The sequence below is a fragment of the Pseudomonas sp. NBRC 111123 genome (genome assembly GCF_001320205.1).
Taxonomy (GTDB): Bacteria; Pseudomonadota; Gammaproteobacteria; order Pseudomonadales; family Pseudomonadaceae; genus Aquipseudomonas; species Aquipseudomonas putida_J.
This window is the reverse complement of record NZ_BCAZ01000009.1, coordinates 1-24,918: the sequence shown is the minus strand read 5'-3', so window position 1 is coordinate 24,918 and position 24,918 is coordinate 1. Positions and strand designations below refer to the sequence as shown.

Below are 24,918 nucleotides of genomic sequence, written 5' to 3'. Positions count from 1 at the left end.
TTTCAATCTGACCATTCGAATCTTTCCTGCCCAGCCCCGCAACGACGAGCGCATTAGCCGTTTCTCGACTTTACTGACAGGCGCTGATGCCAACTCTTCATGAATCGAGCGCATTGAGTATTGGCTTTGAGTAACGCCATGGAGTGACGCAGCCCGTTGGGGGGAGACCATGAGCCAGAGCCAGGTACTGATCATCTGTGAGTATTGCGACGCGGTGTATCAGCGTCGGCCGGTGCACAAACATCAACAGGCACGATGCGTTCGGTGTGGCGGGGGTGTTGTACCGCCATAAAAGCCTGACCATCCAGCAACGCCTGGCACTGAGTGTCACGGGCGCGGTATTGCTGATTTTTGCCAATGCTTACCCGGTCATGACCATTGGCATGCAGGGTTTGAGCAACTCCGCGACGTTATGGGATTCGGTACTGATCCTGAGCAGTGGCAGCATTACCTTCATTGCCCTGGTCATGGCCCTGGCCATCATCGTTGCCCCGGTGCTGCAGATTGCCTTGCTCTGCTGGGTCCTCAGCTTTGCCGTGGCGGGGCGCCGGGCGCCGGGGTTTGCCACCAGCATGCGCTGCCTGGAAGGCCTGCGGCCCTGGAGCATGCTGGAAGTCGGCCTGCTGGGCGCATTGGTGGCGGTGATCAAACTGGCGGGGCTGCTTGAGGTGATCCCCGGCATCGGCCTGGTCGCCCTGGCGGCACTGAGCATGCTGATCATCTACATTGCCGGGCGCGATATCCGCGACCTGTGGGAGCAGGTATGAGTACGCCGGCGCTGGCCGACGAGCTGGGCCTGTGCCTGTGCCACGGCTGTGGCCATGCCTGCGAAGTGGGCCGCCATGTGCATGTGTGCGAGCGTTGCGGCGCGCCCCTGCACCGGCGCAAGACCAACGCCATCGCCCGAGGCTGGGCGTTTCTGGTCGCCGCGCTGGTGTTCTACATACCGGCCAACCTGCTGCCGGTGATGCACACCGAAATGCTCGGCAGTGGCAGCGACAGCACCATCGGTGGCGGTGTGGTGGAGTTCTGGGAGGCCGGTGCCTGGGACATCGCCTTGATCATCTTCATCGCCAGCATGGGCGTGCCGGCGATCAAGTTCTTTTCCCTGTGCTTGCTGCTGTTCACCGCCCAGCGTCGGTCAAGCTGGGCATGCCGGCAGCGCTCGCAACTGTATCGCGGCGTCGAGCTGGTCGGTTACTGGTCGATGCTCGATGTGATCGTCGTGGCGCTGGTGGCCGCGTTGGTGCAGTTGCGCGGCCTTGGCACCATCGAGCCGCGCGCGGGCATTCTGTTTTTCGGCCTGGTCGTGGTGCTGACCATGTTTTCGGCAATGAGCTTCGACCCACGCTTGATCTGGGATCACCCTGGCAACGATGGAGGCCGCACTGATGGCGCAAGCGAGTGACGCGCGAAAAGGAGCCGGGCAGGCGGAGGTACGCACCCGGCGCTGGAATGTTTCATTGGTGTGGATCGTGCCGATCCTGGCGATTCTGGTGGGGGCCTCGCTGGTGGTACGCAACTGGATGCAGCAGGGGCCGGTGATTTCGATTTCCTTTCGTTCTGGCGAAGGGCTGGTGGCACACAAGACCCAGGTCAAGTACCGGAGCGTGGTGATTGGCGAAGTGACCACCGTGGACCTTGCCGAGGACCACGACAGCGTCATCGTCAAAGTGCAGCTGGCCAATGATGCACGCTCGTTCGCTACCCAAGGGGCGCGCTTCTGGGTGGTGCGCCCGCGCATCGGGGCGGGCGGGGTGTCTGGCGTTGATACCTTGCTCTCTGGCAGCTTCATTGGCGCCGATGCAGGTGAATCGAAAAGCGCCGAAAAGAACTTCACCGGCCTGGAGCTGCCGCCGGCGATCACCTATGGCGAAAAGGGCAAGCGATTCGTGCTGAACGCCAGCGACCTTGGCTCGCTGGATATCGGCGCATCAATCTACTACCGCAAGATCCCGGTGGGTGAAGTGGTGTCCTATGCCTTGCAGGACAATGGCAAGGGCGTGGACATTGGCATTTTCGTGCAGTCGCCCTACGACGCCTTTGTCACCCGTGATACCCGGTTCTGGAACGCCAGCGGTGTCGACATGCAGATTGGCGCCAATGGCTTGAAGGTCGATACCGAGTCGCTGTCGTCCATCCTGGTCGGCGGGCTGGCTTTTGGCTCCCCCGATTTTGCCCCGGACGCCCTGGCAGCCGATGACCAGGCGCAGTTCCAGCTGTTCGCCGACCGGGAAAGCGCGCTGGCTCCGCCCCACGGCCAGGGGCAGTACCTGCAACTGCGCTTCGACCAGTCCATGCGTGGCCTGTCGGTGGGGGCCCCGGTGGAGTTCAAGGGGGTGGAGTTCGGCAAGGTCACCTCGGTCTACCTGGATTACGACCCGGTGAAGCAGATCTTCCCGGTGGTGGTGGATGCGGTGATCTACCCGCAGCGCCTTGGCCCGGTGCACCGCAAGATGCTGGCGGTGTTCAAGCACACAGAAGGCGACCTGAACGGTGCACGGGAGTTGATCGGCACCTTCGTCGAGCATGGCCTGCGGGCTCAGGCGCGCAGTGGCAACCTGATCACCGGGCAGATGTTCATCTCCCTGGACTTCCACCCGGAAGCGCCCAAGGTCGTGTTCGATAGGGCTGCAGAGCCGATCGTCATTCCTACCGTGCCCGGTAGCCTGGAGATGCTGCAGGAACAGCTGCAGCATTTTGTCGAGCGCATCAGCAAGTTGCCGCTGGAAAGCATTGCCAGCAACCTCGATGGCACCCTGCGTGACCTGCGTGCCAACCTCAAGCAGATCAACAGCCAGACATTGCCTGGGGTGAAAGCTACCCTCGACGACCTGCAGAAGACCTTGAAGACGGCCAATGCGACCATCGCCGACGATTCGCCAGAGCGTGAACGGCTGGGTGAAACACTGGACGAGCTGGAGCGCATGTCGCGCTCGTTGCGCGACCTGACAGACTACCTGGGGCGCCACCCTGAGTCGCTGATCCAAGGCCGGCCGAAAGCGGCCGGGGCGAAAGACTTGAGACCTTGAAAGTGAAAGGCCAAAGGAGTGTCAGCTGATGCATCGAGTGCGCAACCTGTGTGGGGCCAGCCTGCTGATCTGGCTGAGCGGCTGCAGCAGTACCCCGAACAATTACCACACCCTGGTCCCGGCCCAGCCGGTGCAAGGTGGTAGCCAGCACGTGCAGGTGACCCGGGTCAGCCTGCCGCCCCAGGTGGATCGCCCGCAACTGGTGGTGCGCCAAGGCAGCAGTGGCCTGGCCATTCTGGAAACGGAGTGGTGGGGTGCCAACCTGGTGGATGAGTTTCGCAGTGCCCTGCAGGACATGCTCGGCGGCCCGGTGGCGGGCGCCAGCAGTGTGTTGAGGGTCGATGTGCAGCGCTTTGACAGCGTGCCCGGCCAGTACGCCTCGCTCGATACGCTGTGGCGCCTGAAGCGCCCGGGCGAGCCTGAACTCACCTGCCGCACGTCAGTACAGACCGCTGCCGACAACAGCATCAACAATCTGGTCAACGCGCACCAGGCCAACCTGCGCAAGCTGGCCGAGGCCGTGCGGGCAGCAGCGGCGCCAGGCAGGCCTTGCCCAACCACCTGAGGCGGCCGAACAAGGGTACGGGGAGCCCGCATGAAGTTACGTACGAGATTGCTCTGGCTGTTCGTACCACCGCTGTTGCTGGTGTTGCTGCTGGTGTACTTCGCGGCCCAAGGCATGCTGCTGGCGCGGCTGGACAAGCAGGACGAGCGCCTGCTGGTCGCTGAGGCCGAACGCCTGCGAGCTTTGCTGGGCAACAGCATCGAGCGTGATGCCAACCGCCTGCGGCAATGGGCGCAGGCGATTCCAGGTTCGGTGCCGGCGGCTTTCCCGCTCGATGCCGCCACGCTGGGCCGCAGTGGCTTCGACTTCATTCTTTATTTCGCCAAAGGTGAACAGCGTGTGAGTTGGCGCCCACTTGACCTGGCGAAGCTGGAGCGCCCGGCCGGTGCTCAACCCCTGAGCCTGCAGGCGCTGCATGAGGGCGTCGCGCAACAGTTGGCGCACTTGCTGCAGGCACAGGATGTGGCACCGCCTGCGCAACTGCTGGCAGTGCTCCGTGTGCCGCTGATTCTGGTGGCAGTGGATACCGCCCGCAGCGGCGAAAGTGCCAGCGGGGTATTGCTGGCGGGGACGTTTCTGGACAGCAAGCGCATCGCCATGCTGCAACAACAGTTGGGCGGTGAGCTCACCTGGTTGCCGTCGGTCGGCGAGCATGAGCGGCCGGCGCTGCAGGCGGAATTGATGAGCATCGGCAACCGCCAGGTGGTCGATGCCCGCCATCAGAGTATCGACCTGCTGTTTCAGGACAGCCTGGGCGAGCCACAGCTGCGCCTGCAACTGACCCGCGAGCGCCATCTGTACCTCGAAGGTGAGCAACAGCTCAATATTTTCCTCGGCGTGACGGGAGGACTCATCGGCCTGGCCTGGCTGCTGATCTACCTCGCCCTGGACGTCACCTTGCTACGGCGCATTGCGCGGTTGCACCGTGAGCTTCTGGCCATTGGCCCGGCTGCGGCAGGGCGCCGGCTGACCGATGACGGGGGCGATGAGCTGGGCAAGCTGGCGCGCGAAGCGAACCGTGCACTGGACCGCCTGGAGCAGAGCGAAGCCCGCGACCGGGCGATTCTCGACGCCATGGAAGACGGCTACTTCGAACTGGACGAGCTGGCCAGGATCGAGTCGGTCAACCCGGCTTTCTGCAGGCTGCTCGGCTTCCCGGCGGGGCAGGTGCTCGGGCGCACCTTTGCCTCGCTGCAGGAAGAACAAGAGGCCCCCACGACGGCAGAGCCAGTGATTGCCGAAACCGAGCCCGGTGCGCCACTTTCGGCCCGGTTGCGGCGTGCCGACGGCAGTATCGGCCATTTTGAGACGCAGATTTCCAGGCGGCACAACGCCGGGGGCCGGCTGATCGGTTATCGCGGCATCCTGCATGACGTCAGTGACCATGTGCTGCATCAGCGTCAGCTGTTTGACCTGGCCCATCAGGATGCCCTGACCGGGCTGGCCAATCGCAAGGCGTTCCATGAGGACCTAGCGCGGCACCTGCAGAGCGGCGCCATGCCACTGGCGCTGATCTTTCTAGACCTTGACCGGTTCAAGGACGTCAATGACCGCTTCGGCCACGATGTCGGCGATGCCTTGCTGACGTGCATGGCTGAGCGCCTGAGCAATGCCTTGCGCCAACCGGACAAGGCCTATCGCCTGGGGGGCGACGAGTTCACCGTGATCGTTCCGGCCACCCGCTTTCAGGCAGCCAGTGCGCTGGCCGAGCGCTTGCTCAAGCTGCTGGCCGAGCCGGTCAGCGTCAGCGGGGTAACCATCGACTTCGTCACGCCAAGCATCGGCCTGGCCCTTGCGCCTGCTCATGCCAGTGAGATGGACGCGCTGGTAAAGGCAGCCGATCAGGCGATGTACCAAGCCAAGCGCCAACGCGGGCGGGTATGCGTGTATCAGCAGGGCCAGTGATCAGCCCTGGGAGGCTGGCGCATGGCCAATCCTGGGCCAGACTGTTGGCAGCGCGCGGCCATCGATGCCGCTGTCGCCCACGGGATGTGGCAGCCTCTGCGACCAGGCCTGGGCGCTGAATGCCACCGCTTGCGAGGGGTGTAGATGATCGAGCGTTGTCGTTGCCGGTCTTTGCTGCTGTCGCTCTTCATGCTGCTGCCCGCGCATGCGCTGGCAGAGGCGTTGTGTGGCCAGCTGACCGCCACCGGTAATCCGGAATACCCGCCTTACCTCTGGCGTGACCTGCACAACCCTGAGCAGTTGATCGGGGCCAATGCCGACCTGCTCAAGGCTGTGGGCAAGGCGCTTGGGCTGGAGGTAAAGGTGGTGTACGGCGGGCCATGGTCAAGGGCGCAGGAGGAGGTGCGCACCGGGCGCATCGACCTGATGGCGGGGTACTTCATGACTCAGGAGCGCCAGCAGCAGATGGATTTCATCAGCCCGCCGTTCCTGCGTACCCGCAGCGTGGTCTGGGTCCGCCAGGGCGACGCTTTTGCTTATCGCGAATGGGCGGACCTCAAGGGCCACACAGGTGGAACGCTGGTCAGCAACACCCACGGCCAGCAGTTCGACGACTATGCCAGGGACAACTTGCAACTCGAAGCGGTGCCCGGCGCCAGGCAGGCGTTCGAGAAGCTGTTGCTCAAGCGCAACGACTATGTGATCTATGAGCAGTATCCGGGCATGGCCTTGGTGCGGATGCAGGGTTGGGAGGGGCAATTGAAAGTGCTCGATCCGCCGGTGTCCAGCGAGGGGTTGTACCTGGCGCTGTCGCATCAGTCGAAGTGCAATCGAGCCGAACTGCGCCAGAGGCTGGCGCAGAAAATGAAAGAGATGGTTGCCGGGCCGGTGCCGGAGCAACTGGTGGAAAAAAATCTGGAGCTTTGGAAACAGCAGGTGGGAGAGTAGGTTGGAAGGTGTTTGTCTTGAGTTTTTTAGCGCCGGTCGGATCGAGCGCCGCCCGCGCGGCGCATCGCGGATGAATCCGCTCCTACATTTGTTGCAACGTGCCGAACCTGTTACGCCATGGCCGCCAGCCTTGGCGCATGTCTTGAGCCTTGCAAACAAGGCTGGCAACCATGGCCTCACAGGCATGGCCACGTTGCAACAAATGTAGGAGCGGATTCATCCGCGATGCGCCGCGCGGGCGGCGCTCGATCTCACAGGCGACAAAAACCTCAAGGCGAACACCCGCCAGCCTACGCATCGACCTCCAGCGCCCGCTTGGCTGCACTGACATTGGCCTCGCCGGGCAAGGCGACGCCGTTCTTGATCGCCAGGATCTCGGCCATGACGCTGACGGCGATCTCCGCGGGGGTCTTGCTGCCGATATAGATGCCAATTGGCCCGTGCAGGCGCTGCAACGAAGCTTCGCTTTCACCGAAATGCTCGATCAGGCGCTCACGGCGCATCTGATTATTACGCCGCGAACCGATCACGCCAATGTAGAACGCAGGGCTCTGCAAGGCTTCGAGCAGGGCCAGGTCGTCCAGCTTGGGGTCGTGGCTGAGGCCGACGATGCAGCTGCGCAGGTCCGGGGCGAACGTGCGCACTACGTCATCCGGCATACCGACGATCTTCTCCACGCCAGCCACATTCCACCCGCCCATGTACTCGGGGCGCGGGTCGCAGACCGCCACCTTGAAGCCGTTGAACAGCGCCATGGTCGCCAGGTACTCGGCCAGCACTCCGGCACCGATCAGCAACATGCGATAACCAGGGCCCAGGGTGTTGAGCATGCGTCGGCCATCGAAGCTGAACTGCTCTGGCGCGCGGCTGGTGGTCAGTTGAACCTGGCCGCTTTGCAGATCCAGTTCGCGGCGTACCAGGTTGCCGCTGTCCAGCAACGGCAGGAGTTGCTCCAGGCTCGCCAGTGCCGGGCCAAACTCTAGGACCAGTTCGAGGGTGCCGCCGCACGGCAGGCCGAAGCGTTGCGCTTCTTCGGCGCTGACGCCGTATTGCACCACCTGCGGCAGGCCCGCCGGCATGCCGTCGCCCTGGTAGGCGGTGGTGTAGCGGTGGATGAGGTCGTCCTCGATGCAGCCGCCAGAGACGCTGCCGACCACCCGGCCATCGCCGCGCAAGGCCATCATCGAACCCACTGGCCGTGGCGATGACCCCCAGGTGCGGGCGACGGTGGCCAGCAATACGTGTTCGCCGGCCAGCAGCCAGTCACGGGCGGTGCGCAAGACCAGCAGGTCGATGCTTTCCATGGGCCGTACCTCCTCAGCGCATGTGCAGGATGATCGGGCTGCTGCTGGCCGGGTCGGTGTGCCCGCGCAGCTTGCCCACTGCCTGTGCATCCACCGCTCCACCAGAGTTGCCCCAGGTGCTGCGCACGAAGCTCAGCACTGCGGCGATCTCCTGGTCCGACAGCTGCTCGCGGAACGCCGGCATGCGGTAGGCATCCGGCATGCCGGCGGCGACGATACGCTGCGAGCCGTTGAGGGTGATGTTGATTGCCGAGGCGTTTTCCCGCGCCAGTGCCGAGGTCGCACCGGCCAGCGGTGGCATCCACTCGGCCTGGCCCTTGCCGTCCAGGCCATGGCAGCTGGCGCAGCGTGTGACGTAGGTGTGAGCGCCAGGGCTGTCCAGGCGCGTGGCCGCGGAAACCGCCTGGTATTGCCAGGGCGCACCGTCACGCTGCGGGTCACCGGGCAGCGACTTGAGGTAGCGGGCGATGGCGCCCAGGTCGTCATCGCTCATGAACTGCGTGGAGTTGTTGAACGCCTCGGTCATCGACCCGTATACCACGGCATGCTGATTGCGCCCGGTCTTGAGGAACTGCACGATCTCGGCCTCGCTCCAACGGCCGAGCCCGGTGTTGTGGTCGCTGCGCAGGCTGGGTGCGTACCAGCCATCGAGCAGGGCGCCAGCGAGGAACGGCGCACCGGCTTCATCCAGGGCCTTCTCGTTGAACGCCAGCCCCCGTGGCGTGTGGCAGCTGCCGCAGTGGCCGGGCCCCTGGACGATGTAGGCGCCGCGGTTCCACAGTGCGTCCTGGCCAGTTTTGCTGGCATAAGGCGCATCGGCGGCGAACAGGCCGTTCCACAGGGCAATAGGCCAACGCAGGTTCAACGGCCAGGGGATATCGCTGGGGACGTTCGCCTGCTGCGCCGGCTGTACGCCTTTCATGAAGAAAGCGTACAGCGCCTGCACATCGTCATCGCTGAGTTTGGCGTAAGACGGGTAGGGCATGGCCGGGTACAACCGCCGGCCACCCGGCGCCACGCCATGGCGCACGGCGCGATCGAAATCGGCCAGGCTGTAATTGCCGATGCCGGTCTGGCGGTCAGGCGTGACGTTGGTGGCGTGTATCGCACCCAGTGGCGTGGCCATTTCAAGGCCACCGGCAAATGGCTTGCCGTCAGGCAGGCTGTGGCAGGCCACGCAGTCGCTCAGCCGGGCGACATACTCGCCGCGGCTGACCAGTGCGGGGTCGAAGCTTGCGGGCTGTGCTGCGGTGAAGGGGGATGCGGGCTCGCGCGTCACATACCAGGCCAGCAGGCCGGCCGCGACCAGGCACGGCACTGCCAGCCAGCCAGCGGTTCTGGCAAAACGACTGTGGGTCATGGGGCAGTCCTTGTCCGGTCAGCTGAAGGTATGGCGGCTCAGCGGCAGGCTACGCACCCGCTGGCCGGTCAGTTGCGCCACGGCGTTGGCCACGGCAGGCGCCACCGCTGGCAGCGGCGGCTCGCCGATACCGCCCATCTTCGCGCCGCTCTCGACAATGCGCACATGCACCCGGGCCATGCGCGAGGGCGGCAGGATCGGGTACAGGTCGTAATTGCGCGCACGGGGCTTGCCGTCGATGAACACCGCTTCCTCCACCAGCGTCTGCGACAACCCCAGGGCCACCGCACCGTTGACCTGGTGCTCGATGATCGCCGGGTTGACGATGCTGCCGGGGTCGATCGCCTGCCAGATGTCATGCACCTTGACCTGGCCGTTCTCGATCGACACTTCGGCGATTGCCGCTGCCTCGGAGCCAAACGGTGAAGCCATGGCGATACCACGGGCGCGCTTGCTGCCGTCTTCTGCCGTGAACGGCCCGCGTTTCCAGCCGCCGGACAACTCGGCTACCGCGTGCAGCAGGTTGGTCAGGCGCTGATTGTCGCGCAGCAGGTGCAGGCGCAGTTCGTAAGGGTCCTTGCCGCCCTTGTCGGCCAGTTCGTCGAGGAACGACTCGTAGAAGAAGTCGTTCAGCGAATTGCCCACCGAGCGCCAGTAGCCGAGCATCGCCGGGCCTTTGACGTAGATCTGGGCGATGCGTTTGTTGGCGATGGCGTAGGACTTGCCCGACAGCCCTTCGAGGGCCGTGGGGTCGATCTTGTCGCCTTGCTTGCCGGCGAGGGCTTCGGTCGGGCCTTCGGTGGCGCTGACCGCCTCGATGGCTACCGGCAGCCCGTCGGCATCCAGCCCGGCGCGGAACTTGACCACTGCGACCGGGCGCAATACGTCGCGCAGGAACTCTTCCTCGCGGCTCCAGATCAGCTTGACCGGGCGGCCGACCGCCTTGGCCAGGGCGATGGCTTGCGGGTACGGGTTGGCCGAGTCATACAGGAAGTGGCGGCCGAAGAACCCACCCAGCAGCGGCGAGTGCAAGGTGATCTGCGCTGCGTCCAGGCCAGTGCGCTTGGCGATGTCGTCGCGGAACATGTCGGGTGCCTGATTGGGCAGCCAGACGTCCAAGGTACCGTCGGGGTTGAAGCGGGCGAGGGCGGACGGCGGCTCAAGCTGGGCATGGTTGAGGTACTGGTTGTGGTAGCTGGCCTCGACCTTGGTCTTGGCATTGGCCAGGGCGCTGGCAATGTCGCCTTCGTTTTCCTCGTCACGTGCCGGCCCTTCAACGGTGGCCAGGTGCTCGCGCCAGCCGTCGCTGGAAAAGTCCGCTGGCATCGGCCGCACCTTGCTGTCGGCGCCCGGCTCTTGCCAGTCCACCTGAATTGCCTCGACCGCGCGCTTGGCGTGCCACCAGCGTTCGGCGACCACCGCCACGGCGCCTGGCAATGGGTGCACCGAATGCACGCCCTTCATGGCTTTGACCTGTTCCTCGTTGCGCAGGCTGCCCACGGTCATGCCCAGGCGTGGCGCGTGTTGCACGGCGGCATGGAGCATGCCGTCGACCTGGATGTCGATGCAGTACTGGGCCCTGCCCGTGGATTTGTCGTAGGCGTCCAGGCGCCGCACCGGTTTGCCGATCCAGCGGAACTGGCTGGGGTCGCGCAGCTTGACGCTGGCGGGGTCCGGCACGGGCAGGTCCATGGCACGGCTGGCCAGTTCGCCGTAGGCCAGGGAACGGCCAGAGGCAGTGTGAATGACCTTGCCAGGCTCGGTGGTCAGCTCGCTGACCGGTACCTTCCATTGCTCGGCAGCAGCCTGCAGCAGCATGGCCCGGGCCAGTGCACCGAGGCGGCGCATGGTCGGGTAGCTCATGCGCACCGACATGCTGCCGCCGGTAATGCGCATGCCGTTCTCCATCACCACATAGGCTTCACCGGGCGGTGCGCTGTCGACCAGGAAGTTGGCCGGGTCGACGTCCAGTTCTTCACCGACGATTTGCGCCATGGCGGTGAACGGGCCTTGGCCGCCTTCCATGAACGGGCTGAGCAGGCGCACCTTGCCGTCCGGGCGGATCTCCAGAAACGCCGGCACCTGGGTGCCGCGCTCGGGCGTGGCTGCCGCCGCTGCCTGCACCCGGGCCGAACCCATTGGCAGGCCGAAACCCAGCACCAGGGCACCCACTGCAGTGCTGGCCAGGAAGCGCCGACGCGACAGGTTGACGGTTTCGCCCAGCTGCAGCCTGAGCAGTTCTGCGGGGGTATCGACGGGCGTATTCATCAGGCCTGCTCCCCTTGGGCGAGTGCATGCACGGCGGCATGAATGGCGTTGTAGGTGCCGCAGCGGCAGAGGTTTACCATCGCCGCGCTGATCTGCTCATCGCTGGGTTTGGGGGTATGCTTGAGCAACGCCGTGGCCGCCATCACCTGGCCGGACTGGCAGTAGCCGCACTGCGCCACCTGGTGCTCGACCCAGGCCGCCACCACGCGTTTGCCTACCGCGTCGGCCTCTACGGCTTCGATGGTGGTCACCTCGCGCCCGACCACGCCGGCCACGGGGGTGACACAGGCACGCACGACGTTGCCGTCCACCAGCACCGAGCAGGCGCCGCACTGGGCCAGGCCGCAACCGTATTTGGTGCCGGTCATGCCCAGGTCGTCACGCAGCACCCACAGCAGGGGTGTGTCGGCATCGGCATCGACCTGATAGGTCTTCTGGTTGATAAGAAGTTCCATGGTTCACCTGCTGATCATCGGTTGATGGCGTTTGCTGTCTGCTGGGGAATACGTTGTTCCCCAATCCAGAAACGCTAGCACAGTGGTACGACCACTGGTCTGGTGGGGAGTGCAGGTTCAGAGGATCAGGCAAGCAATTCGTTGAAATGCGCAAGCGTTGCTGACCCAGTCCCTGTGGGAGCGGGTTTACCCGCGAAGCAAGCGCCGCGGAGAATGGCACGGGCCTTGCCCGTGTTCGCGGGTAAACCCGCTCCCATAGAGTTACGCAGAGGACTTCCGGGGCGAAAACCCGGATAATGCCGCTCAATTTCGTTTTGCACGCTTAAATCACGGTAATCCCCGCATGGAAATCAAGGTCAATTTTCTCGACAACCTTCGTCTTGAAGCCAAGTTCGACGACTTCACGGTGATCGCCGACCAGCCGATCCGCTACAAAGGCGATGGCTCGGCCCCGGGCCCGTTCGACTATTTCCTCGCCTCGTCGGCCCTGTGCGCGGCGTATTTCGTCAAGCTGTATTGCCAGACCCGCGATATCCCCACCGAAAACATCCGCCTGTCGCAGAACAACATCGTCGACCCGGAGAACCGCTACAACCAGATCTTCAAGATCCAGGTCGAGCTGCCCGAGGATATTTCCGAGAAGGACCGCCAGGGCATCCTGCGCTCCATCGACCGTTGCACCGTGAAAAAGGTGGTGCAGACCGGCCCCGAGTTCATCATCGAAGAAGTCGACAACCTCGACGCCGATGCCCAGGGCCTGCTGATGCCGGTGGCCGACACCACCACCTACATCCCTGGCAAGGACCTGCCACTGGAGCAGACCATCGCCAACATGTCCGGCATCCTCGCCGGGCTGGGCATGAAGATCGAAATCGCCTCGTGGCGCAACATCGTGCCCAACGTCTGGTCGCTGCATGTGCGCGACGCGCAGTCGCCGATGTGCTTCACCAACGGCAAGGGTTCGACCAAGGAGGCCGCACTGGCCTCGGCACTGGGCGAGTTCATCGAGCGCTTGAACTGCAACTTCTTCTACAACGACCAGTTCTGGGGCGAGGACATCGCCAATGCGCCGTTCGTGCATTACCCGAACGAGCAGTGGTTCAAGCCAGGCCCGAAAGACGCGCTGCCGGCGGAAATCCTCGACGAAAACTGCCTGGAAATCTACAACGCGGACGGCGAACTGCGCGGTTCGCACCTGTACGACACCAACTCGGGCAACACCGAGCGCGGCATCTGCTCGCTGCCGTTCGTGCGCCAGTCCGACGAACAGGTGGTGTACTTCCCGTCCAACCTGATCGAAAACCTGTTCTTAAGCAACGGCATGAGCGCCGGCAACACCTTGGCCGAAGCCCAGGTGCAGTGCCTGTCGGAAATCTTCGAGCGCGCGGTCAAGCGCGAAATCCTCGAAGGTGAGCTGGCCCTGCCGGATGTCCCGCAGGAGGTGCTGGCCAAGTACCCAGCCATCCTCGCTGGCATCCAGGGCCTGGAAGAGCAGGGCTTCCCGGTGCTGGTCAAGGACGCCTCGCTGGGCGGTGAATTCCCGGTGATGTGCGTAACCTTGATGAACCCGCGCACCGGCGGCGTGTTCGCCTCGTTCGGCGCCCACCCAAGCTTTGAGGTGGCGCTGGAGCGCAGCCTCACCGAGCTGCTGCAAGGGCGCAGCTTCGAGGGCCTCAACGACCTGCCGCAGCCGACCTTCGAGAGCCATGCGCTGACCGAGCCGAACAACTTCGTCGAGCACTTCATCGACTCCAGCGGTGTGGTGTCGTGGCGCTTCTTCAGCGCCAAGGCCGATTTTGAATTCGTCGAGTGGGACTTCTCCGGGCATGGCGAGGACTCCAACACCCAGGAAGCCGCGACCCTGTTCGGCATCCTCGAAGACCTCGGCAAAGAGGTGTACATGGCTGTGTACGACAACCTCGGCGCCACCGCCTGCCGCATCCTGGTGCCAGGTTATTCCGAGATCTACCCGGTCGAGGACCTGATCTGGGACAACACCAACCGCGCCCTGGACTTCCGTGCCGACATCCTCAACCTGCACAGCCTCGACGACCGCGCCCTGCGCGCCCTGCGCCGGCGCCTGGACAACTGCGAGGTGGATGACTACACCACCATCACCACCCTGATCGGCGTCGAGTTCGACGAGAACACGGTGTGGGGCCAGCTGACCATTCTTGAGCTGAAACTGCTGATCTGCCTGGCGCTCAAGCGCTTCGAGGACGCCAAGGAGCTGGTCGAGGCGTTCCTGCAGTTCAACGACAACACGGTCGAGCGTGGCCTGTTCTACCAGGCGCTGAACGTGGTGCTGGAAGTGCAGCTGGATGAAGAGCTGGAAATGGCCGACTACGAGGCCAACTTCCGCCGCATGTTCGGCAACCCGCGGATGGACGCGGTGCTGGGCTCGGTGGACGGCAGCGTGCGCTTCCATGGGTTGACCCCGACCAGCATGAAGCTCGAAGGGCTGGACCGCCATCTGCGCCTGATCGAGAGCTACAAGAAGCTGCATGCTGCCCGGGCCAAGTTTGCCTGACAGCCCCCCCCCCGGGGGCGCGTTGCGCCCCCTTCGCGGTGCTTGAGGTAGCATGACGGGTGTCCAGTACCTCACAAGGAAGTCACCGGTGATCAACCTTTCCCACCTGCCGCGCAACAGCATGCTCGAACCACTCGACCTGCCACCGCCGCTATGCCCTGTGCTGAGCCTGGCAGGCGATTCACTGCAACAGCGCTATGCGGCATTTGTCGCTCAGGCTGTGAAAACACGGCCGTCGGTGAATGAAGCTGGGTTGCGTGAGCTCGGCCAGCAACTGGCCGGGGAGCTGCTGTCAAAGGCGATCGACCTGGGCAGTAGCAAGGCCCACGAACTGTCCGATGAAATCTACTGGCTGGTGCAGTGTGCCGCCATTGTCTCGCTGCATGCCGACGGCCCGGAGTCTGCGGCATTCGCGGGATACAGAAAGCATGTCGACTACTACCGGGGGACGGGGCGCATCGGTGCCCAGGTCGAGGCGTTCGAACGCTACGTTGCTGCCAACGGCGTGCCCGCTGACGAGACGGAGATTCAATCGCGCTCGGCAGATGGTCGCTACCGTCTGTTGCTCACCCCTTGGGAGGCAGGTAACACGCACTGGGTCTACCAGCCGCGGATCATCGATACAAGGCAGGGGACCTGCCTGTTGGCATTCCATGACAATCGCTGGTCGGTGGACAGCGACACCTGGCTCAGCGCAGGGACGGTCGAGCTGACGTTGCGCAAATACCCGGGAAACCAGGCACGCCGGAGCGTGCAGGCAGTCATCGACTGTGACCAACGCTACGCGCAAGCGGGGGCGTTGGCTGAAATCGAGCTGGCAGAACTCGAAGGCGTTCTCGACGCGCTGCTCGACAGCATAGAACCGACGTAGCCGTCAGTTCTTGCACTTGGCCAGCACCACCTGGCACGTGTCTGGCGTGCCACCGGAGCGGCCGGCATAGCGGATGCAGTTGTTCAGTGACTTCTGCTTGGCAATGCCCAGGGTGTTGCCCCAAGCCAGGCCGCCTTCGCCTGTGCTCGGCAGCGCCTTGGCATAACAGTTGGAGCCCGGCGCGGCGGCGTAGTGGCGCGCCTTGCTGTTTTTGCTCGAACAGCCGGCATTGAGCACCAGGCTGATGGCCAGAAAGGCGTGCGCGGTCCAGTACGCATAAGGTCGTGTGCTGCAAGTTCTCATGGTATCCCTCGTTCCGACGCGCAGAGTCTTTCAGGATATTTCTATCAAGCCAAGCGGTGAACTATCCGAACGTCAAGGTGATCCTTTCTTAAGCGCACCCTGCGCACGCCTGATGGACCAGGCCCCGCGCCAGTCTGTCAGCCCCGGGTCACCGACTGATAAGGAGGCGCCGTGACCGCTACAGAGCAAACCCTCTACCGATGCACGCCCAGCCCGCTGCACGCGATCCTGCTGGCCGGCACGGTCCCGCTGTTTCTCGGCGCGCTGCTGAGCGACATTGCCTATTTGAAGAGCTACCAGATCCAGTGGAGCAACTTCGCCGCCTGGCTGATTGCCGGTGGCTTGTTGTTCTGCGGCCTGGCGCTGTTATTTGCCCTGGCCAACCTGATCCGCGCCCCACGCAAGGGCGGGCGGCCGACGCTGTACTTCCTGCTGTTGCTGGTGACCTGGGGGCTGGGGCTGATCAATGCCTTCGAACATGCCAAGGACGCCTGGGCAGTGATGCCGGCGGGCCTGGTGCTGTCGCTGATCGTCAGCGTACTGGCCTGTGTGGCCGCATGGCTGGGCATGAGCAATCTGCGTTCGGGAGGTGAGGCATGAAGCCGTTGTATGGAGGGTCGCTGTTGAGCGTGGCACTGCTGCTGGCCGCCTGTGGCGGTGACGGCGAGCCGACCCAGGCCCTGGGCCCCGACCCGAAATTGCCTGCGCCCGAGCGCGGCCTGCTGCCGAGCATGAAAATCGCGCAACCGGCGCAGTGGGGTGAGCGCAAACCCACCGTGCCCGAGGGCTTCAGTATCACTGCCATCGCCACTGGCCTGAAGATCCCGCGCCAGAGCCTGGTGCTGCCCAATGGCGATATTCTGGTCGCCGAAGGGCGGGGTGGCGGTGCCGCCAAGCTTAAGCCCAAGGACGTGATCGCCAGCCAGATCAAGGCCAAGGGCAATACCCAGGTCAAGGGCGGCAACCGCCTGACCCTGCTGCGCGATGCCGATGGCGATGGCGCGTACGAGCTGCAGACGGTGTTCGCCGAGGGCCTCAACGCGCCTTACGGCCTGGCGTTTGCCGACGGCAAGCTGTACGTCGCCAACCAGGATGCGCTGGTGCGTTTCGATTACCAGGACGGCCAGACCAAGGCCGGCGGCCCGCCAACCAAGGTCACCGACTTGCCGGCCGAGATCAATCACCACTGGACCAAGGCGCTGACCATCAGCCCTGATGGCCGCTACCTGTACGTGGGCATCGGCTCGAACAGCAACATCACCGAGCGTGGCATGGAAGTCGAGATGGACCGCGCCATGGTCTGGCAGATCGACGCTGTGACCGGCGCGCACCGGCCTTACGCCACCGGCTTGCGCAACCCGACGGCGCTGACCATTCAACCGGGCAGCGGGCAGCTGTGGGCAGTGGTCAACGAGCGTGACGAGCTGGGCCCGGACCTGGTGCCGGACTACCTCACCTCGGTACGAGAGGGCGGCTTCTATGGCTGGCCCTACAGTTACTGGGGGCAGAACGTTGATGAGCGGGTCAGGCCGCAGAACCCGGACAAGGTGGCCGCCGCGCTCAAGCCCGATTACAGCCTGGGTTCGCACGTTGCCGCGCTGGGGGTGGATTTCTCCAGCCAGGCCATGGGCGAACGCTTCGCCGACGGGGTATTCGTGGGGGAGCACGGTAGCTGGAATCGCCCGAATCCTGTGGGTTACAAGGTGATCTTCGTGCCGTTCAAGGAGGGCAAGCCGGCCGGTCAGCCGATCGATTTTGCCACAGGGTTCCGCGGGGAGGATGGCAAGACCCGAGGCCGGCCAGTAGGGGTGACGGTTGACCCGCGTGGCGCGTTGATCATCGCCGACGACCTGGCCAACACCGTCTGGCGTGTGACGCGTAACTGAGTGTAGGAGCGGCCTTGCCGGTCCGGCGACCCGGCAAGGCCGCTCCTGCAGCGGTAGCGTGCAAGCCTTCCAAGGTGATCAGGGCCAACGCACCGTGCGCCGAAGCAGAGCACCTTACCGTCAGGTTCATGTTTGCCAAAACAAGGCCGGCCTTGACGCAAATGGGTTGAAAGGTATCGCGGGCGGGGCGCTGCCCAGCAGAGTGGCGGGTTATGGCTATGCTTGTTTGCGCATGAACATGTCACCCACAACCCGGTCTTGATCACATGGAAGCAGGCCTATGAACCCTATTTGCACGCTCGCTCGCGCTGTTGCCCTCGCCACCTTGATGTCTGCTGCCACCTTCACGGTGCAGGCTGCCGAGATTCCGATTGGCAGCAAGGCGTTTGAAAGCCATGTCAAAACCCAGGTCACTGCCATCGACCTGGCCAACCGCCAAGTCACGGTGAAGGGGCCGAACGACAAGGATGTGACCCTGCAACTGACGGAAAAGGCCAAGGCGCTGCCCAATCTGAAGGTCGGTGACAACGTTGATATCTACGTCACCCGGGCCATCGCCTATGTGCTCAACAGCGACGTGGGTGGCGCGCCGAAGGCCACTGAAGAATCCGGGGAAATCCGTGCCACCCAGGACAACCCCAACCCTGGCGGCGAAGCCTTCCGCCAAGTCCGGGTGACCTCGCAGATCAAGAAGATCGACTTGAAAAAGCATGAAGTCAGCCTGCTGCCGCCGGAAGGCAAGCTGCAGGTGGTCAAGGTCGAAGACCCTGACCTGCAAAAGCGGATGAAGAACCTCAAGGTCGGCCAGACCGTCGATGCGATCTATACCGAAGTGCTACGAGTCGATACCTGGCGCTGATATAGCCTACAGGGCTGGCCTCTTCGCGGCTAAAGCCGCTCCTACAGGTAACCGCCGATCCTTGTAGGAGCGGCTTTAGCCGCGAAAAGGCCGGTGCAGACAACGCAACAACATGCATGTGACGAATACCCTGCGTGCACCTTTTCAATTTCCATAATCACTGTCGATTTACCATCATGGGCTCATCCTGTCTTCAGATGAGTGCATCCATGTCCTACAAGACCCTTCTGCTTGCATGCTTTCCCGTGGCGATGGCCCTGCTTGCGGGCTTCGTGTTGCCCTACCAAGCCGCCAGCAACGCCGCCGTCGGTCGTGCGCTGGGGCACTGGCTGTGGGGTGCCTTCACCTCGTTGGCAGTCAGCTCGGTGGTGGTCATCACGGCGTTGCTGATCCTGCGCGTACCCATGCCAGACCTGAGCAAGGCGGTGCAGGGCCCTTGGTGGTTATGGATCGGTGGCGTGCTGGGCGCCCTCTATGTGGCCGGCGCTGCAGCGCTGACCCCCAAGCTGGGCACGGCGGGCTTCCTGGTACTGGTGGTGGCAGGGCAGATCCTGACCTCGGTGATCGTGGACCATTTCGGGCTGATGGGGGTTGCCAGCAAACCGGTGAACCTGGCCAGGGTTGCCGGCGTGCTGTTGATCCTTGGCGGCGTGTTGCTGGTCCAGGGCGGCTGGAACTCGACCCCGGCGCCAGGCCAGGCTGTGTCGAGCGCTGATCAGTGACCGGGCTGGCTGCAGGCCCAGACCGCTTCACGCAGCCAGCGGTGGCCGGGGTCGCTGTCCTTTCGTGCATGCCAGGCCTGCTGATAGGCCAGGGCGGGGATCGGCAGCGGCGGAGTGAACTGGCGCAATGAGGGGTGCTGGCGCATCGAGCCTACCGCACGCCGGGCCACGGTAAGGATCAGGTCGGTACCGGCGAGCACGTCGACGGCAGCGCTCCAGTGCGGCAGCGCCAGGGCGATGTGGCGGCGTTGGCCTTGTGCGGCCAAGGCGCGCTCGATCTCGTCGTGGGCATCCGGGTGCATGGCCATGAGCACATGCGCCCGCGTCAGCCAGTCATCCAGAGTGAGCCCACCCTTGGCCGGCAACACCTGGCGGTCGGCGACGCTGATGAAACTGTCTTCGAACAGGGTCTGGGCGGTGATGTCGGCTGGCAGGTCCGGGAAGATGCCCAGGGCCAGGTCGAGTTCGCCGTCAACCAACTGGGCGAGCATGGTTTCGCGGCTGGCCTGGCTGATGGCCAGGTCGACGCCGGGGGCGACCTGGCGCAGGTGGCGGACCAGTGGCGGCAGGATGATGCGCGAGGCGTAGTCGGACAGCGACAGGCGGAAGCGGCGCCGGGCTTGGGCAGGCTCGAATTGTGGAGCGGCCAGCAAGCCGTTGAGGCTGCCCAGGGCGTCCTGCAGGGGTTTGGCGAGGGACTGGGCGCGGGCGGTGAGGGCCATCTGGCCGTGTTGGCGAATCAACAACGGGTCGTCGAAGTGTGCCCGCAGTTGGGCCAGCGCGTGGCTGACCGCGGGTTGGCTGCGGTGCAGACGCAGGGCGGCGCGGGTCACGTGCTTTTCGCTGAGCAGGGCGTGCAGGGTCAGCAGCAGGTTGAGGTCGATCTTGCGCAGTTCATCCATGGGGCGAATGCTTCGGCTGGCTTTAATAGAAGATTATCAGCCTAACAGATGCAACGGCCTCTTCGCGGGCAACCCGCTCCCACAGGACTACCTCTGGCTTCAAGGTCTATGCAGTATCAGTGGGAGCGGCCTTGCCCGCGAAGGCGCCAGTGCAGGCAATACACAGCACGCGCAGGGTATACTCGCCCCCCGTTTCACTGTAATCCGAGTACTCCAATGGGTCTTTCCGCAACCGCCACACCCGAACCGCGCCGCCTCGGTGCGCCCTTGATCGCCCTGGTCCTACTGCTGGCCGGCGCCTGGTTCCTCAATCTCAACGCCGGCTTCAAGCAGGTGCTGCTGCTGATGGTCGGCGCTGCCTTGGGCCTGACGCTTTATCACGCCGCTTTCGGGTTCACCTCGGCCTGGCGTGTATTCATCAACGAACGCCGTGGCGCCGGCCTGCGCGCGCAGATGGTCATGCTGACCCTGGCCGTGCTGTTGTTCTTCCCGGCACTGTCGGCCGGTAGCCTGTTCGGCACCCCGGTCACCGGCCTGGTCGCGCCGGCTGGCGTGTCGGTAGTGTTCGGTGCCTTCATCTTCGGCATTGGCATGCAACTGGGCGGCGGCTGTGCCTCGGGCACGCTGTTCACCGTAGGGGGCGGTAATGCGCGGATGCTGGTGACCCTGCTGTTCTTCATCATCGGCTCGGTCACGGCCACGCACCATGCTGACTGGTGGTTTGCGTTGCCGTCGTTCCCTGCCACTTCAATCGTGCAGGCGTGGGGTGTTGGGCCGGCGCTGGCAGTGAGCGTGGCGCTATTCGCGTTGATCGCCTGGGCCACCGTGGTTCTGGAAAAGCGCCGCCACGGTGCCCTGGAAGCCCCGGTCACCAGCGAGCACCAAGGCCTGCGCCGTTTCCTGCGTGGCCCGTGGCCCCTGCTGTGGGGCGCCGTCGCTCTGGCTTTGCTGAACTACGCCACTCTGGCCCTGGCCGGCCGCCCTTGGGGTATCACTTCGGCGTTTGCGCTGTGGGGTGCCAAGACGCTGTCCAGCTTCGGTGTGGACGTCGGCAGCTGGGTGTTCTGGCAGGCTCCAGCCAATGCCAAGGCACTGGCTGCTCCACTGTGGCAGGACATCACCACGGTGATGGATATCGGCATCGTCCTCGGCGCCCTGTTGGCGGCAGGCCTGGCGGGCCGCTTCGCGCCCAGCCTGAAGATCCCACTGGCTTCGCTGATTGCCGCGGTGATAGGTGGCCTGCTGCTGGGCTATGGTTCGCGCCTGGCCTATGGCTGTAACATCGGCGCCTACTTCAGCGGTATCGCATCGGGTAGCGTGCACGGCTGGCTGTGGCTGGTCGCGGCTTACGCCGGCAACATGATCGGTGTGCGCCTGCGCCCGCTGTTCTTCGCTGGCGAACGCCGCCCGGTGGCGCTCAACGGCTGCTGAGCTGAAGTCACCCGATCAATTGACTGAAGAGGTTGGCATGGCGCAATACACCGCACACGTGGCCTGGGCTCGAGAAGGCCAGGACTTTCTCGGCAACCAATACAGCCGCCGGCACCTGTGGCGCTTCGACGGTGGTATTGAAGTGCCTGGGTCGTCATCGCCACATGTGGTGCCACTGCCGATGTCTGATGCCACCGCGGTAGACCCTGAAGAGGCTTTCATCGCTGCGCTGTCCAGCTGCCACATGCTGTGGTTCCTGTCGCTGGCAGCCAAGCAGCGCTTTTGCGTCGAGCACTATGCCGACGACGCAGAGGGGGTGATGGCGCGCAATGAGGCAGGGCGCATGGCCATGGCCGTGGTTACCCTGCGTCCACGGGTCGAATTCTCCGGCGAGCGCCAGCCTACGGCGCAGCAGCTTGAGCACCTTCACCACCTCGCCCACGAGGAATGCTTCATCGCCAATTCGGTGAAGACCGAGGTGCGTTGCGAGCCCGTTTACCTCATCTGAAATCTTAAACAAGTTAGATCAGATTTATGATCTAACTTGTTGATTTTATTTAGTTATCGCTTTGCTACCGCGTGCTGTACGCACTGTTCGTAGTACGTCTGCTTGATCGCCGCCGGCTGCAACCTGGACCGGCTGTTATAGGTCTGTTCGGTGATGCCGAAGGCGGTCATGCGCATCCATGGCTTGGGGAAGCGGCGTACCTGCAGCTTCTTGCGCGTTGCGTACAGGGTGACCCCGGAAAGTTTGGCTTGCTGGGCTTCGGCGGCAATTTGCGAACCCCAGCCACAGACGTTGCGATCGTTCTGGTTCAGCGCCTTGGCCTGGGCACCGAAGGCGACAGTGGCCAGCAGGCAGCCGGCCATCGTAGCTAGAATTGTTCGCATATTGCTGTCCTAAGCATCTGAAGATGAAAGGAGTTTGCCTTGGCTTCAGATGCCTGGGGGCCAGCATTTTCCCATCAGGTAGTGGCGATGCAGCTGCGATTTGCCAGTGCGGGGCGCAGGCTACCGAATGCCAAGCCGGCGACCCATACTACCGACACGCCGTAATTCAGCCTCTGGTACAGGCCGAACAGCTGGCCGCTTTGTGCGGCTTGGGCCATGAGCACGACGGTCACCACCGCAGCAACCAGGCACACCAGCGAAAACCAGCCCAAGCCCGGCGAACCGGCCAGGCGCCTGCCAAGCCACACCCAAAGCGCGCTGGCCAGTGTCAACGAGAGGAACATTAGCAGCCCCGACAGGTTATGCAGCTGCTGCGAAAGCGAAGGTTGGGCAGGCGTGCAGCCTTGGTCGCAGGGAAACCAGCCGGTACCCAGGCTGCCCACGCCATGCAGCAGTATCAATGCCGCACTCGTTATCGAGAGTTTTGAACCCTGCCAACGCCGCGCAAGGCCCCAGGCGAACAAGGCGAACAGCACCGCGAGCGGGAAGTTATTGAGCAGGGGCGACCAGTGCTGGGTGGGCGCACCGACCGCGCCAAGCTGGCTCATGGCCTGCTGCAGGTGGTCGTAGCCGGGGTAGGCGCGGGCGGTGAGCCAGACGCCCAACAACAGCCAGAATGGGATGAGCAGGCCGCAGGTGAGCAGGCAGCGGTCGAGACGTTTCATCAGCGGGTTTCCTTCCGTGGAATGGCCGGTTCAAGCGTTTACAGTACCGCGATCGTTGCGGCCTGTCCCGGCCTCTTCGCGGGTAAACCCGCTCCCACACGGTTTGCGCAATCGCTGTGGGAGCGGGTTTACCTGCGAACGGGCCAGGACAGACCATGAAAACGTTCAGCCAGTCGCCTTGTCCCGGCGCATCTGGGTTACCAGCGTGAAGCGATCATCCGGGTGCACGGTCTCGGAAACCGCCATCAGGTCGCCGTTTTCTTCGCGGTAATGGCGGATGATCTTCAGCCCCGGAGAGCCTGCCTCAGCCCCAAGCATGAGCGCCGGCAAGTGATCGAGGACGGGCTGAACCGCGTCTCGGAATGCTTCTTCGAGTTCATCAACCTGATCATGAAGTTCGCCCCGCTGGGCGCCTTCGGTTCGGTGGCCTACGCCGTGGGCAGCAATGGCTCGGCGGTGCTGATGTCGCTGGCCAACCTGGTGCTGATGTTCTATGTCGCGGTGGCGTTTTTCCTGTTCGTGGTGCTGGGCGCGGTGTGCCGGTTGTCCGGCTTCAGCTTCTTGCGTTTCCTCGCGTACATCAAGGACGAGATTTTCATCGTGCTCGGCACCGCTTCATCGGAAAGCGCCTTGCCACGCCTGCTGCAGAAGCTCGAGCGGTTCGGCTGCTCGAAGCAGAGCGTGGGGCTGGTGCTGCCGACCGGCTATGCCTTCAACCTCGATGGCACCTCCCTGTACATGTCGCTGAGCGTGCTGTTCATCGCCAATGCCTACGGCGTGCCGCTGGGCTGGGAGCAGCAGTTGGGCATCCTGGCGATCATGTTGGTGACCTCCAAGGGCGCGGCAGCAGTGTCGGGTGGTAGCTTCGTGGTGTTTGCGGCCACGGTTACCGCCATCGGGGTATTGCCGGTCGAAGGCCTGGCACTGTTGTTTGGCGTATACCGCTTCATGTCCATGGCCATGGCCGCGTGCAACACCATCGGCAACAGCGTGGCGACGGTGGTGGTCGCGAAGTGGGCGGGCGAGTTCACCGAGCAGAATGCTCGCGATGAATACGCACGCGTGCTGGGGCGTGCACCTGGCGCAGTGCTTTGATGAAATACCGCGTCGGGTGTATGTGATCGTACAACTGCTTGCGCTATCATGACGGCTGTCTTTCAAGGTGAAATACAGGGCATGACAGAGCAGCAGGTACAGGCAAGGACCCGGCGCAAACCGCGCAGTCTGGCCCAGGAACTGGTCACGGTGCTGACCGAGCGCATTCGCAGCGGCCAGCTCAAGCGCGGCGACAAGCTGCCGACCGAATCGCAGATCATGGCCGAGGAGGGCGTCAGCCGCACCGTGGTGCGTGAGGCGATCTCCCGGCTGCAGGCGGCCGGGCAGGTCGAGACGCGCCATGGCATTGGCACCTTCGTGCTGGATGCCCCGGCGACCGGAGGCTTTCGCATCGACCCGGCGACCGTGGTGACCTTGCGCGAGGTGCTGGCGGTGCTGGAGCTGCGCATCGCCTTGGAAATCGAGTCGGCGGGCCTGGCGGCGCAACGGCGCAGCGACGAAGAGCTGGCCGGCATGCGCGCGGCACTGGACGAGCTCAACGAGGGTGCTGCGCATGCCACTGACGCGGTGTCGGCGGACTTCCAGTTCCACCTGCGTATTGCCCAGGCCAGCGGCAACCACTACTTTGCCGATATCATCAACCATCTGGGCACCAGCATCATTCCGCGGACCCGGCTGAATTCGGCACGGTTGGCCCATGATGACCAGGCGCATTACATGAGCCGCCTGATGCATGAACATGAGGCGATCTACGAAGCCATTGCCCGGCGTGACAGCGAAGGCGCGAAGATGGCCATGCGCATGCACCTGAGCAACAGCCGCGAGCGCTTGCGCCAGGCCCATGAAGAGGCCGAAGCGCAGGGGGTATGAGGCTGAGGGTGTTTGCCGTGATTGATGCGGCGGGG

22 protein-coding genes and 3 pseudogenes are annotated in these 24,918 nt (G+C 63.9%); 16 read left to right on the top strand and 9 right to left on the bottom strand.

The annotated features are described in order from the left end of the window. Positions 1 to 169: 169 nt before the first annotated feature. From APH27_RS07050 to APH27_RS07025, 6 genes and pseudogenes are all read left to right on the top strand, one after another. Positions 170 to 767, top strand: a pseudogene (locus APH27_RS07050) (paraquat-inducible protein A). Then, entirely contained in the window at positions 764 to 1,408 is a 645-nt protein-coding gene (locus APH27_RS07045) for a paraquat-inducible protein A (protein WP_060484407.1), read from the top strand. The pseudogene APH27_RS07050 and the gene APH27_RS07045 overlap by 4 nt, the downstream one beginning before the upstream one ends. Beyond that, positions 1,392 to 3,032, top strand: a complete 1,641-nt coding sequence (locus APH27_RS07040; RefSeq protein ID WP_060484406.1) for an intermembrane transport protein PqiB — start codon at positions 1,392 to 1,394, stop codon at positions 3,030 to 3,032. Before APH27_RS07045 ends, APH27_RS07040 begins: the two co-directional genes overlap by 17 nt. A gap of 28 nt (positions 3,033 to 3,060) precedes the next feature. Next, a complete protein-coding gene (locus tag APH27_RS07035; protein WP_060484405.1) occupies positions 3,061 to 3,597 on the top strand; it encodes a membrane integrity-associated transporter subunit PqiC in 537 nt (178 codons plus the stop codon). A gap of 30 nt (positions 3,598 to 3,627) precedes the next feature. After that, entirely contained in the window at positions 3,628 to 5,502 is a 1,875-nt protein-coding gene (locus APH27_RS07030; protein ID WP_082435038.1) for a diguanylate cyclase domain-containing protein, read from the top strand. Positions 5,503 to 5,646: 144 nt separating this feature from the next. Continuing rightward, complete coding sequence (locus tag APH27_RS07025) at positions 5,647 to 6,450, top strand: ABC transporter substrate-binding protein (RefSeq protein ID WP_060484403.1); 804 nt, start codon at positions 5,647 to 5,649, stop codon at positions 6,448 to 6,450. Between the two features lie 290 nt (positions 6,451 to 6,740). Here APH27_RS07025 and APH27_RS07020 read toward each other — a convergent pair whose 3' ends face one another. The 4 genes from APH27_RS07020 to APH27_RS07005 are packed head-to-tail and all read right to left on the bottom strand — an operon-like array spanning position 6,741 to position 11,837. Next, a complete protein-coding gene (locus APH27_RS07020) occupies positions 6,741 to 7,754 on the bottom strand; it encodes an XdhC family protein (protein ID WP_060484402.1) in 1,014 nt (337 codons plus the stop codon). 13 nt (positions 7,755 to 7,767) lie between these two features. Continuing rightward, positions 7,768 to 9,114, bottom strand: a complete 1,347-nt coding sequence (locus APH27_RS07015) for a cytochrome c (protein ID WP_060484401.1) — start codon at positions 9,112 to 9,114, stop codon at positions 7,768 to 7,770. Between the two features lie 18 nt (positions 9,115 to 9,132). Further along, on the bottom strand, positions 9,133 to 11,382 hold the full coding sequence (locus APH27_RS07010) for a xanthine dehydrogenase family protein molybdopterin-binding subunit (protein WP_027918900.1): 2,250 nt from the start codon (positions 11,380 to 11,382) through the stop codon (positions 9,133 to 9,135). Further along, a complete protein-coding gene (locus APH27_RS07005) occupies positions 11,382 to 11,837 on the bottom strand; it encodes a (2Fe-2S)-binding protein (RefSeq protein ID WP_027918901.1) in 456 nt (151 codons plus the stop codon). The genes APH27_RS07010 and APH27_RS07005 overlap by 1 nt, the downstream gene beginning before the upstream one ends. A 343-nt stretch (positions 11,838 to 12,180) precedes the next feature. Between APH27_RS07005 and APH27_RS07000 the strand changes: the two genes are divergently transcribed. Together APH27_RS07000 and APH27_RS06995 are read left to right on the top strand one after the other, a co-directional pair. Then, on the top strand, positions 12,181 to 14,367 hold the full coding sequence (locus APH27_RS07000; RefSeq protein ID WP_027918902.1) for an OsmC domain/YcaO domain-containing protein: 2,187 nt from the start codon (positions 12,181 to 12,183) through the stop codon (positions 14,365 to 14,367). A gap of 88 nt (positions 14,368 to 14,455) precedes the next feature. Then, entirely contained in the window at positions 14,456 to 15,238 is a 783-nt protein-coding gene (locus tag APH27_RS06995) for a hypothetical protein (RefSeq protein ID WP_060484400.1), read from the top strand. A 3-nt stretch (positions 15,239 to 15,241) separates the two neighbouring features. On the opposite strand, the gene APH27_RS06990 is transcribed toward APH27_RS06995, so the two are convergent. Beyond that, entirely contained in the window at positions 15,242 to 15,541 is a 300-nt protein-coding gene (locus tag APH27_RS06990) for a hypothetical protein (RefSeq protein WP_060484399.1), read from the bottom strand. A 171-nt stretch (positions 15,542 to 15,712) separates the two neighbouring features. Between APH27_RS06990 and APH27_RS06985 the strand changes: the two genes are divergently transcribed. The 4 genes from APH27_RS06985 (at position 15,713) to APH27_RS06970 (ending at position 19,008) form a co-directional block, all read left to right on the top strand. Next, the gene (locus APH27_RS06985) at positions 15,713 to 16,141 is read left to right on the top strand and encodes a DUF2231 domain-containing protein (protein ID WP_027918904.1); all 429 of its coding nucleotides are present in this window, start codon (positions 15,713 to 15,715) and stop codon (positions 16,139 to 16,141) included. Next, complete coding sequence (locus tag APH27_RS06980) at positions 16,138 to 17,427, top strand: sorbosone dehydrogenase family protein (RefSeq protein WP_060484398.1); 1,290 nt, start codon at positions 16,138 to 16,140, stop codon at positions 17,425 to 17,427. Before APH27_RS06985 ends, APH27_RS06980 begins: the two co-directional genes overlap by 4 nt. A gap of 280 nt (positions 17,428 to 17,707) precedes the next feature. Further along, entirely contained in the window at positions 17,708 to 18,286 is a 579-nt protein-coding gene (locus APH27_RS06975; RefSeq protein WP_060484397.1) for a hypothetical protein, read from the top strand. 209 nt (positions 18,287 to 18,495) lie between these two features. Beyond that, positions 18,496 to 19,008 carry a DMT family transporter gene (locus APH27_RS06970; RefSeq protein ID WP_027918907.1) on the top strand — a complete coding sequence of 171 codons (513 nt, stop codon included), beginning with the start codon at positions 18,496 to 18,498 and terminating at the stop codon, positions 19,006 to 19,008. Here the strand turns inward: APH27_RS06970 and APH27_RS06965 are convergent. Then, positions 19,002 to 19,910: a LysR family transcriptional regulator gene (locus APH27_RS06965; protein ID WP_027918908.1), complete on the bottom strand. Its 909-nt coding sequence runs from the start codon at positions 19,908 to 19,910 to the stop codon at positions 19,002 to 19,004. The two genes, APH27_RS06970 and APH27_RS06965, sit on opposite strands and share 7 nt — an antisense overlap. Positions 19,911 to 20,126: 216 nt before the next feature. Here APH27_RS06965 and APH27_RS06960 point away from each other — a divergent pair, with 216 nt between their 5' ends. Both APH27_RS06960 and APH27_RS06955 read left to right on the top strand, forming a co-directional pair. Further along, positions 20,127 to 21,341 carry a YeeE/YedE family protein gene (locus tag APH27_RS06960; protein WP_060484396.1) on the top strand — a complete coding sequence of 405 codons (1,215 nt, stop codon included), beginning with the start codon at positions 20,127 to 20,129 and terminating at the stop codon, positions 21,339 to 21,341. A gap of 37 nt (positions 21,342 to 21,378) precedes the next feature. Next, the gene (locus APH27_RS06955; protein ID WP_027918910.1) at positions 21,379 to 21,849 is read left to right on the top strand and encodes an OsmC family protein; all 471 of its coding nucleotides are present in this window, start codon (positions 21,379 to 21,381) and stop codon (positions 21,847 to 21,849) included. Positions 21,850 to 21,902: 53 nt separating this feature from the next. Here the strand turns inward: APH27_RS06955 and APH27_RS06950 are convergent, their stop codons facing one another. The 3 genes and pseudogenes from APH27_RS06950 to APH27_RS25710 all read right to left on the bottom strand — a co-directional run. Then, a complete protein-coding gene (locus tag APH27_RS06950; protein ID WP_027918911.1) occupies positions 21,903 to 22,232 on the bottom strand; it encodes a hypothetical protein in 330 nt (109 codons plus the stop codon). A gap of 74 nt (positions 22,233 to 22,306) precedes the next feature. Beyond that, complete coding sequence (locus APH27_RS06945; RefSeq protein ID WP_060484395.1) at positions 22,307 to 22,957, bottom strand: DUF998 domain-containing protein; 651 nt, start codon at positions 22,955 to 22,957, stop codon at positions 22,307 to 22,309. A gap of 165 nt (positions 22,958 to 23,122) precedes the next feature. Beyond that, positions 23,123 to 23,281, bottom strand: a pseudogene (locus tag APH27_RS25710) (GntR family transcriptional regulator); the annotation flags it as partial. On the opposite strand from APH27_RS25710, the pseudogene APH27_RS06940 reads away from it, so the two are divergent. Together APH27_RS06940 and APH27_RS06935 are read left to right on the top strand one after the other, a co-directional pair. After that, positions 23,255 to 24,052: pseudogene (locus APH27_RS06940) on the top strand (cation:dicarboxylate symporter family transporter); the annotation flags it as partial. The pseudogenes APH27_RS25710 and APH27_RS06940 overlap by 27 nt on opposite strands. Before the next feature lie 81 nt (positions 24,053 to 24,133). Continuing rightward, on the top strand, positions 24,134 to 24,883 hold the full coding sequence (locus APH27_RS06935; RefSeq protein WP_027919053.1) for a FadR/GntR family transcriptional regulator: 750 nt from the start codon (positions 24,134 to 24,136) through the stop codon (positions 24,881 to 24,883). Positions 24,884 to 24,918 lie beyond the last annotated feature (35 nt).

Bases quoted from the DNA above. Each gene is read 5' to 3' on its own strand.
- APH27_RS07010 (WP_027918900.1), bottom strand. From the start codon at position 11,382: ATGAATACGCCCGTCGATACCCCCGCAGAACTGCTCAGGCTGCAGCTG.
- APH27_RS07000 (WP_027918902.1), top strand. From the start codon at position 12,181: ATGGAAATCAAGGTCAATTTTCTCGACAACCTTCGTCTTGAAGCCAAG.
- APH27_RS06960 (WP_060484396.1), top strand. From the start codon at position 20,127: ATGGGTCTTTCCGCAACCGCCACACCCGAACCGCGCCGCCTCGGTGCG.
- APH27_RS06935 (WP_027919053.1), top strand. From the start codon at position 24,134: ATGACAGAGCAGCAGGTACAGGCAAGGACCCGGCGCAAACCGCGCAGT.
- APH27_RS07030 (WP_082435038.1), top strand. From the start codon at position 3,628: ATGAAGTTACGTACGAGATTGCTCTGGCTGTTCGTACCACCGCTGTTG.
- APH27_RS06955 (WP_027918910.1), top strand. From the start codon at position 21,379: ATGGCGCAATACACCGCACACGTGGCCTGGGCTCGAGAAGGCCAGGAC.
- APH27_RS06980 (WP_060484398.1), top strand. From the start codon at position 16,138: ATGAAGCCGTTGTATGGAGGGTCGCTGTTGAGCGTGGCACTGCTGCTG.
- APH27_RS07020 (WP_060484402.1), bottom strand. From the start codon at position 7,754: ATGGAAAGCATCGACCTGCTGGTCTTGCGCACCGCCCGTGACTGGCTG.
- APH27_RS07015 (WP_060484401.1), bottom strand. From the start codon at position 9,114: ATGACCCACAGTCGTTTTGCCAGAACCGCTGGCTGGCTGGCAGTGCCG.
- APH27_RS06990 (WP_060484399.1), bottom strand. From the start codon at position 15,541: ATGAGAACTTGCAGCACACGACCTTATGCGTACTGGACCGCGCACGCC.
- APH27_RS07025 (WP_060484403.1), top strand. From the start codon at position 5,647: ATGATCGAGCGTTGTCGTTGCCGGTCTTTGCTGCTGTCGCTCTTCATG.
- APH27_RS07035 (WP_060484405.1), top strand. From the start codon at position 3,061: ATGCATCGAGTGCGCAACCTGTGTGGGGCCAGCCTGCTGATCTGGCTG.
- APH27_RS07040 (WP_060484406.1), top strand. From the start codon at position 1,392: ATGGCGCAAGCGAGTGACGCGCGAAAAGGAGCCGGGCAGGCGGAGGTA.
- APH27_RS07045 (WP_060484407.1), top strand. From the start codon at position 764: ATGAGTACGCCGGCGCTGGCCGACGAGCTGGGCCTGTGCCTGTGCCAC.
- APH27_RS06975 (WP_060484397.1), top strand. From the start codon at position 17,708: ATGAACCCTATTTGCACGCTCGCTCGCGCTGTTGCCCTCGCCACCTTG.
- APH27_RS06970 (WP_027918907.1), top strand. From the start codon at position 18,496: ATGTCCTACAAGACCCTTCTGCTTGCATGCTTTCCCGTGGCGATGGCC.
- APH27_RS06965 (WP_027918908.1), bottom strand. From the start codon at position 19,910: ATGGATGAACTGCGCAAGATCGACCTCAACCTGCTGCTGACCCTGCAC.
- APH27_RS06945 (WP_060484395.1), bottom strand. From the start codon at position 22,957: ATGAAACGTCTCGACCGCTGCCTGCTCACCTGCGGCCTGCTCATCCCA.
- APH27_RS07005 (WP_027918901.1), bottom strand. From the start codon at position 11,837: ATGGAACTTCTTATCAACCAGAAGACCTATCAGGTCGATGCCGATGCC.
- APH27_RS06950 (WP_027918911.1), bottom strand. From the start codon at position 22,232: ATGCGAACAATTCTAGCTACGATGGCCGGCTGCCTGCTGGCCACTGTC.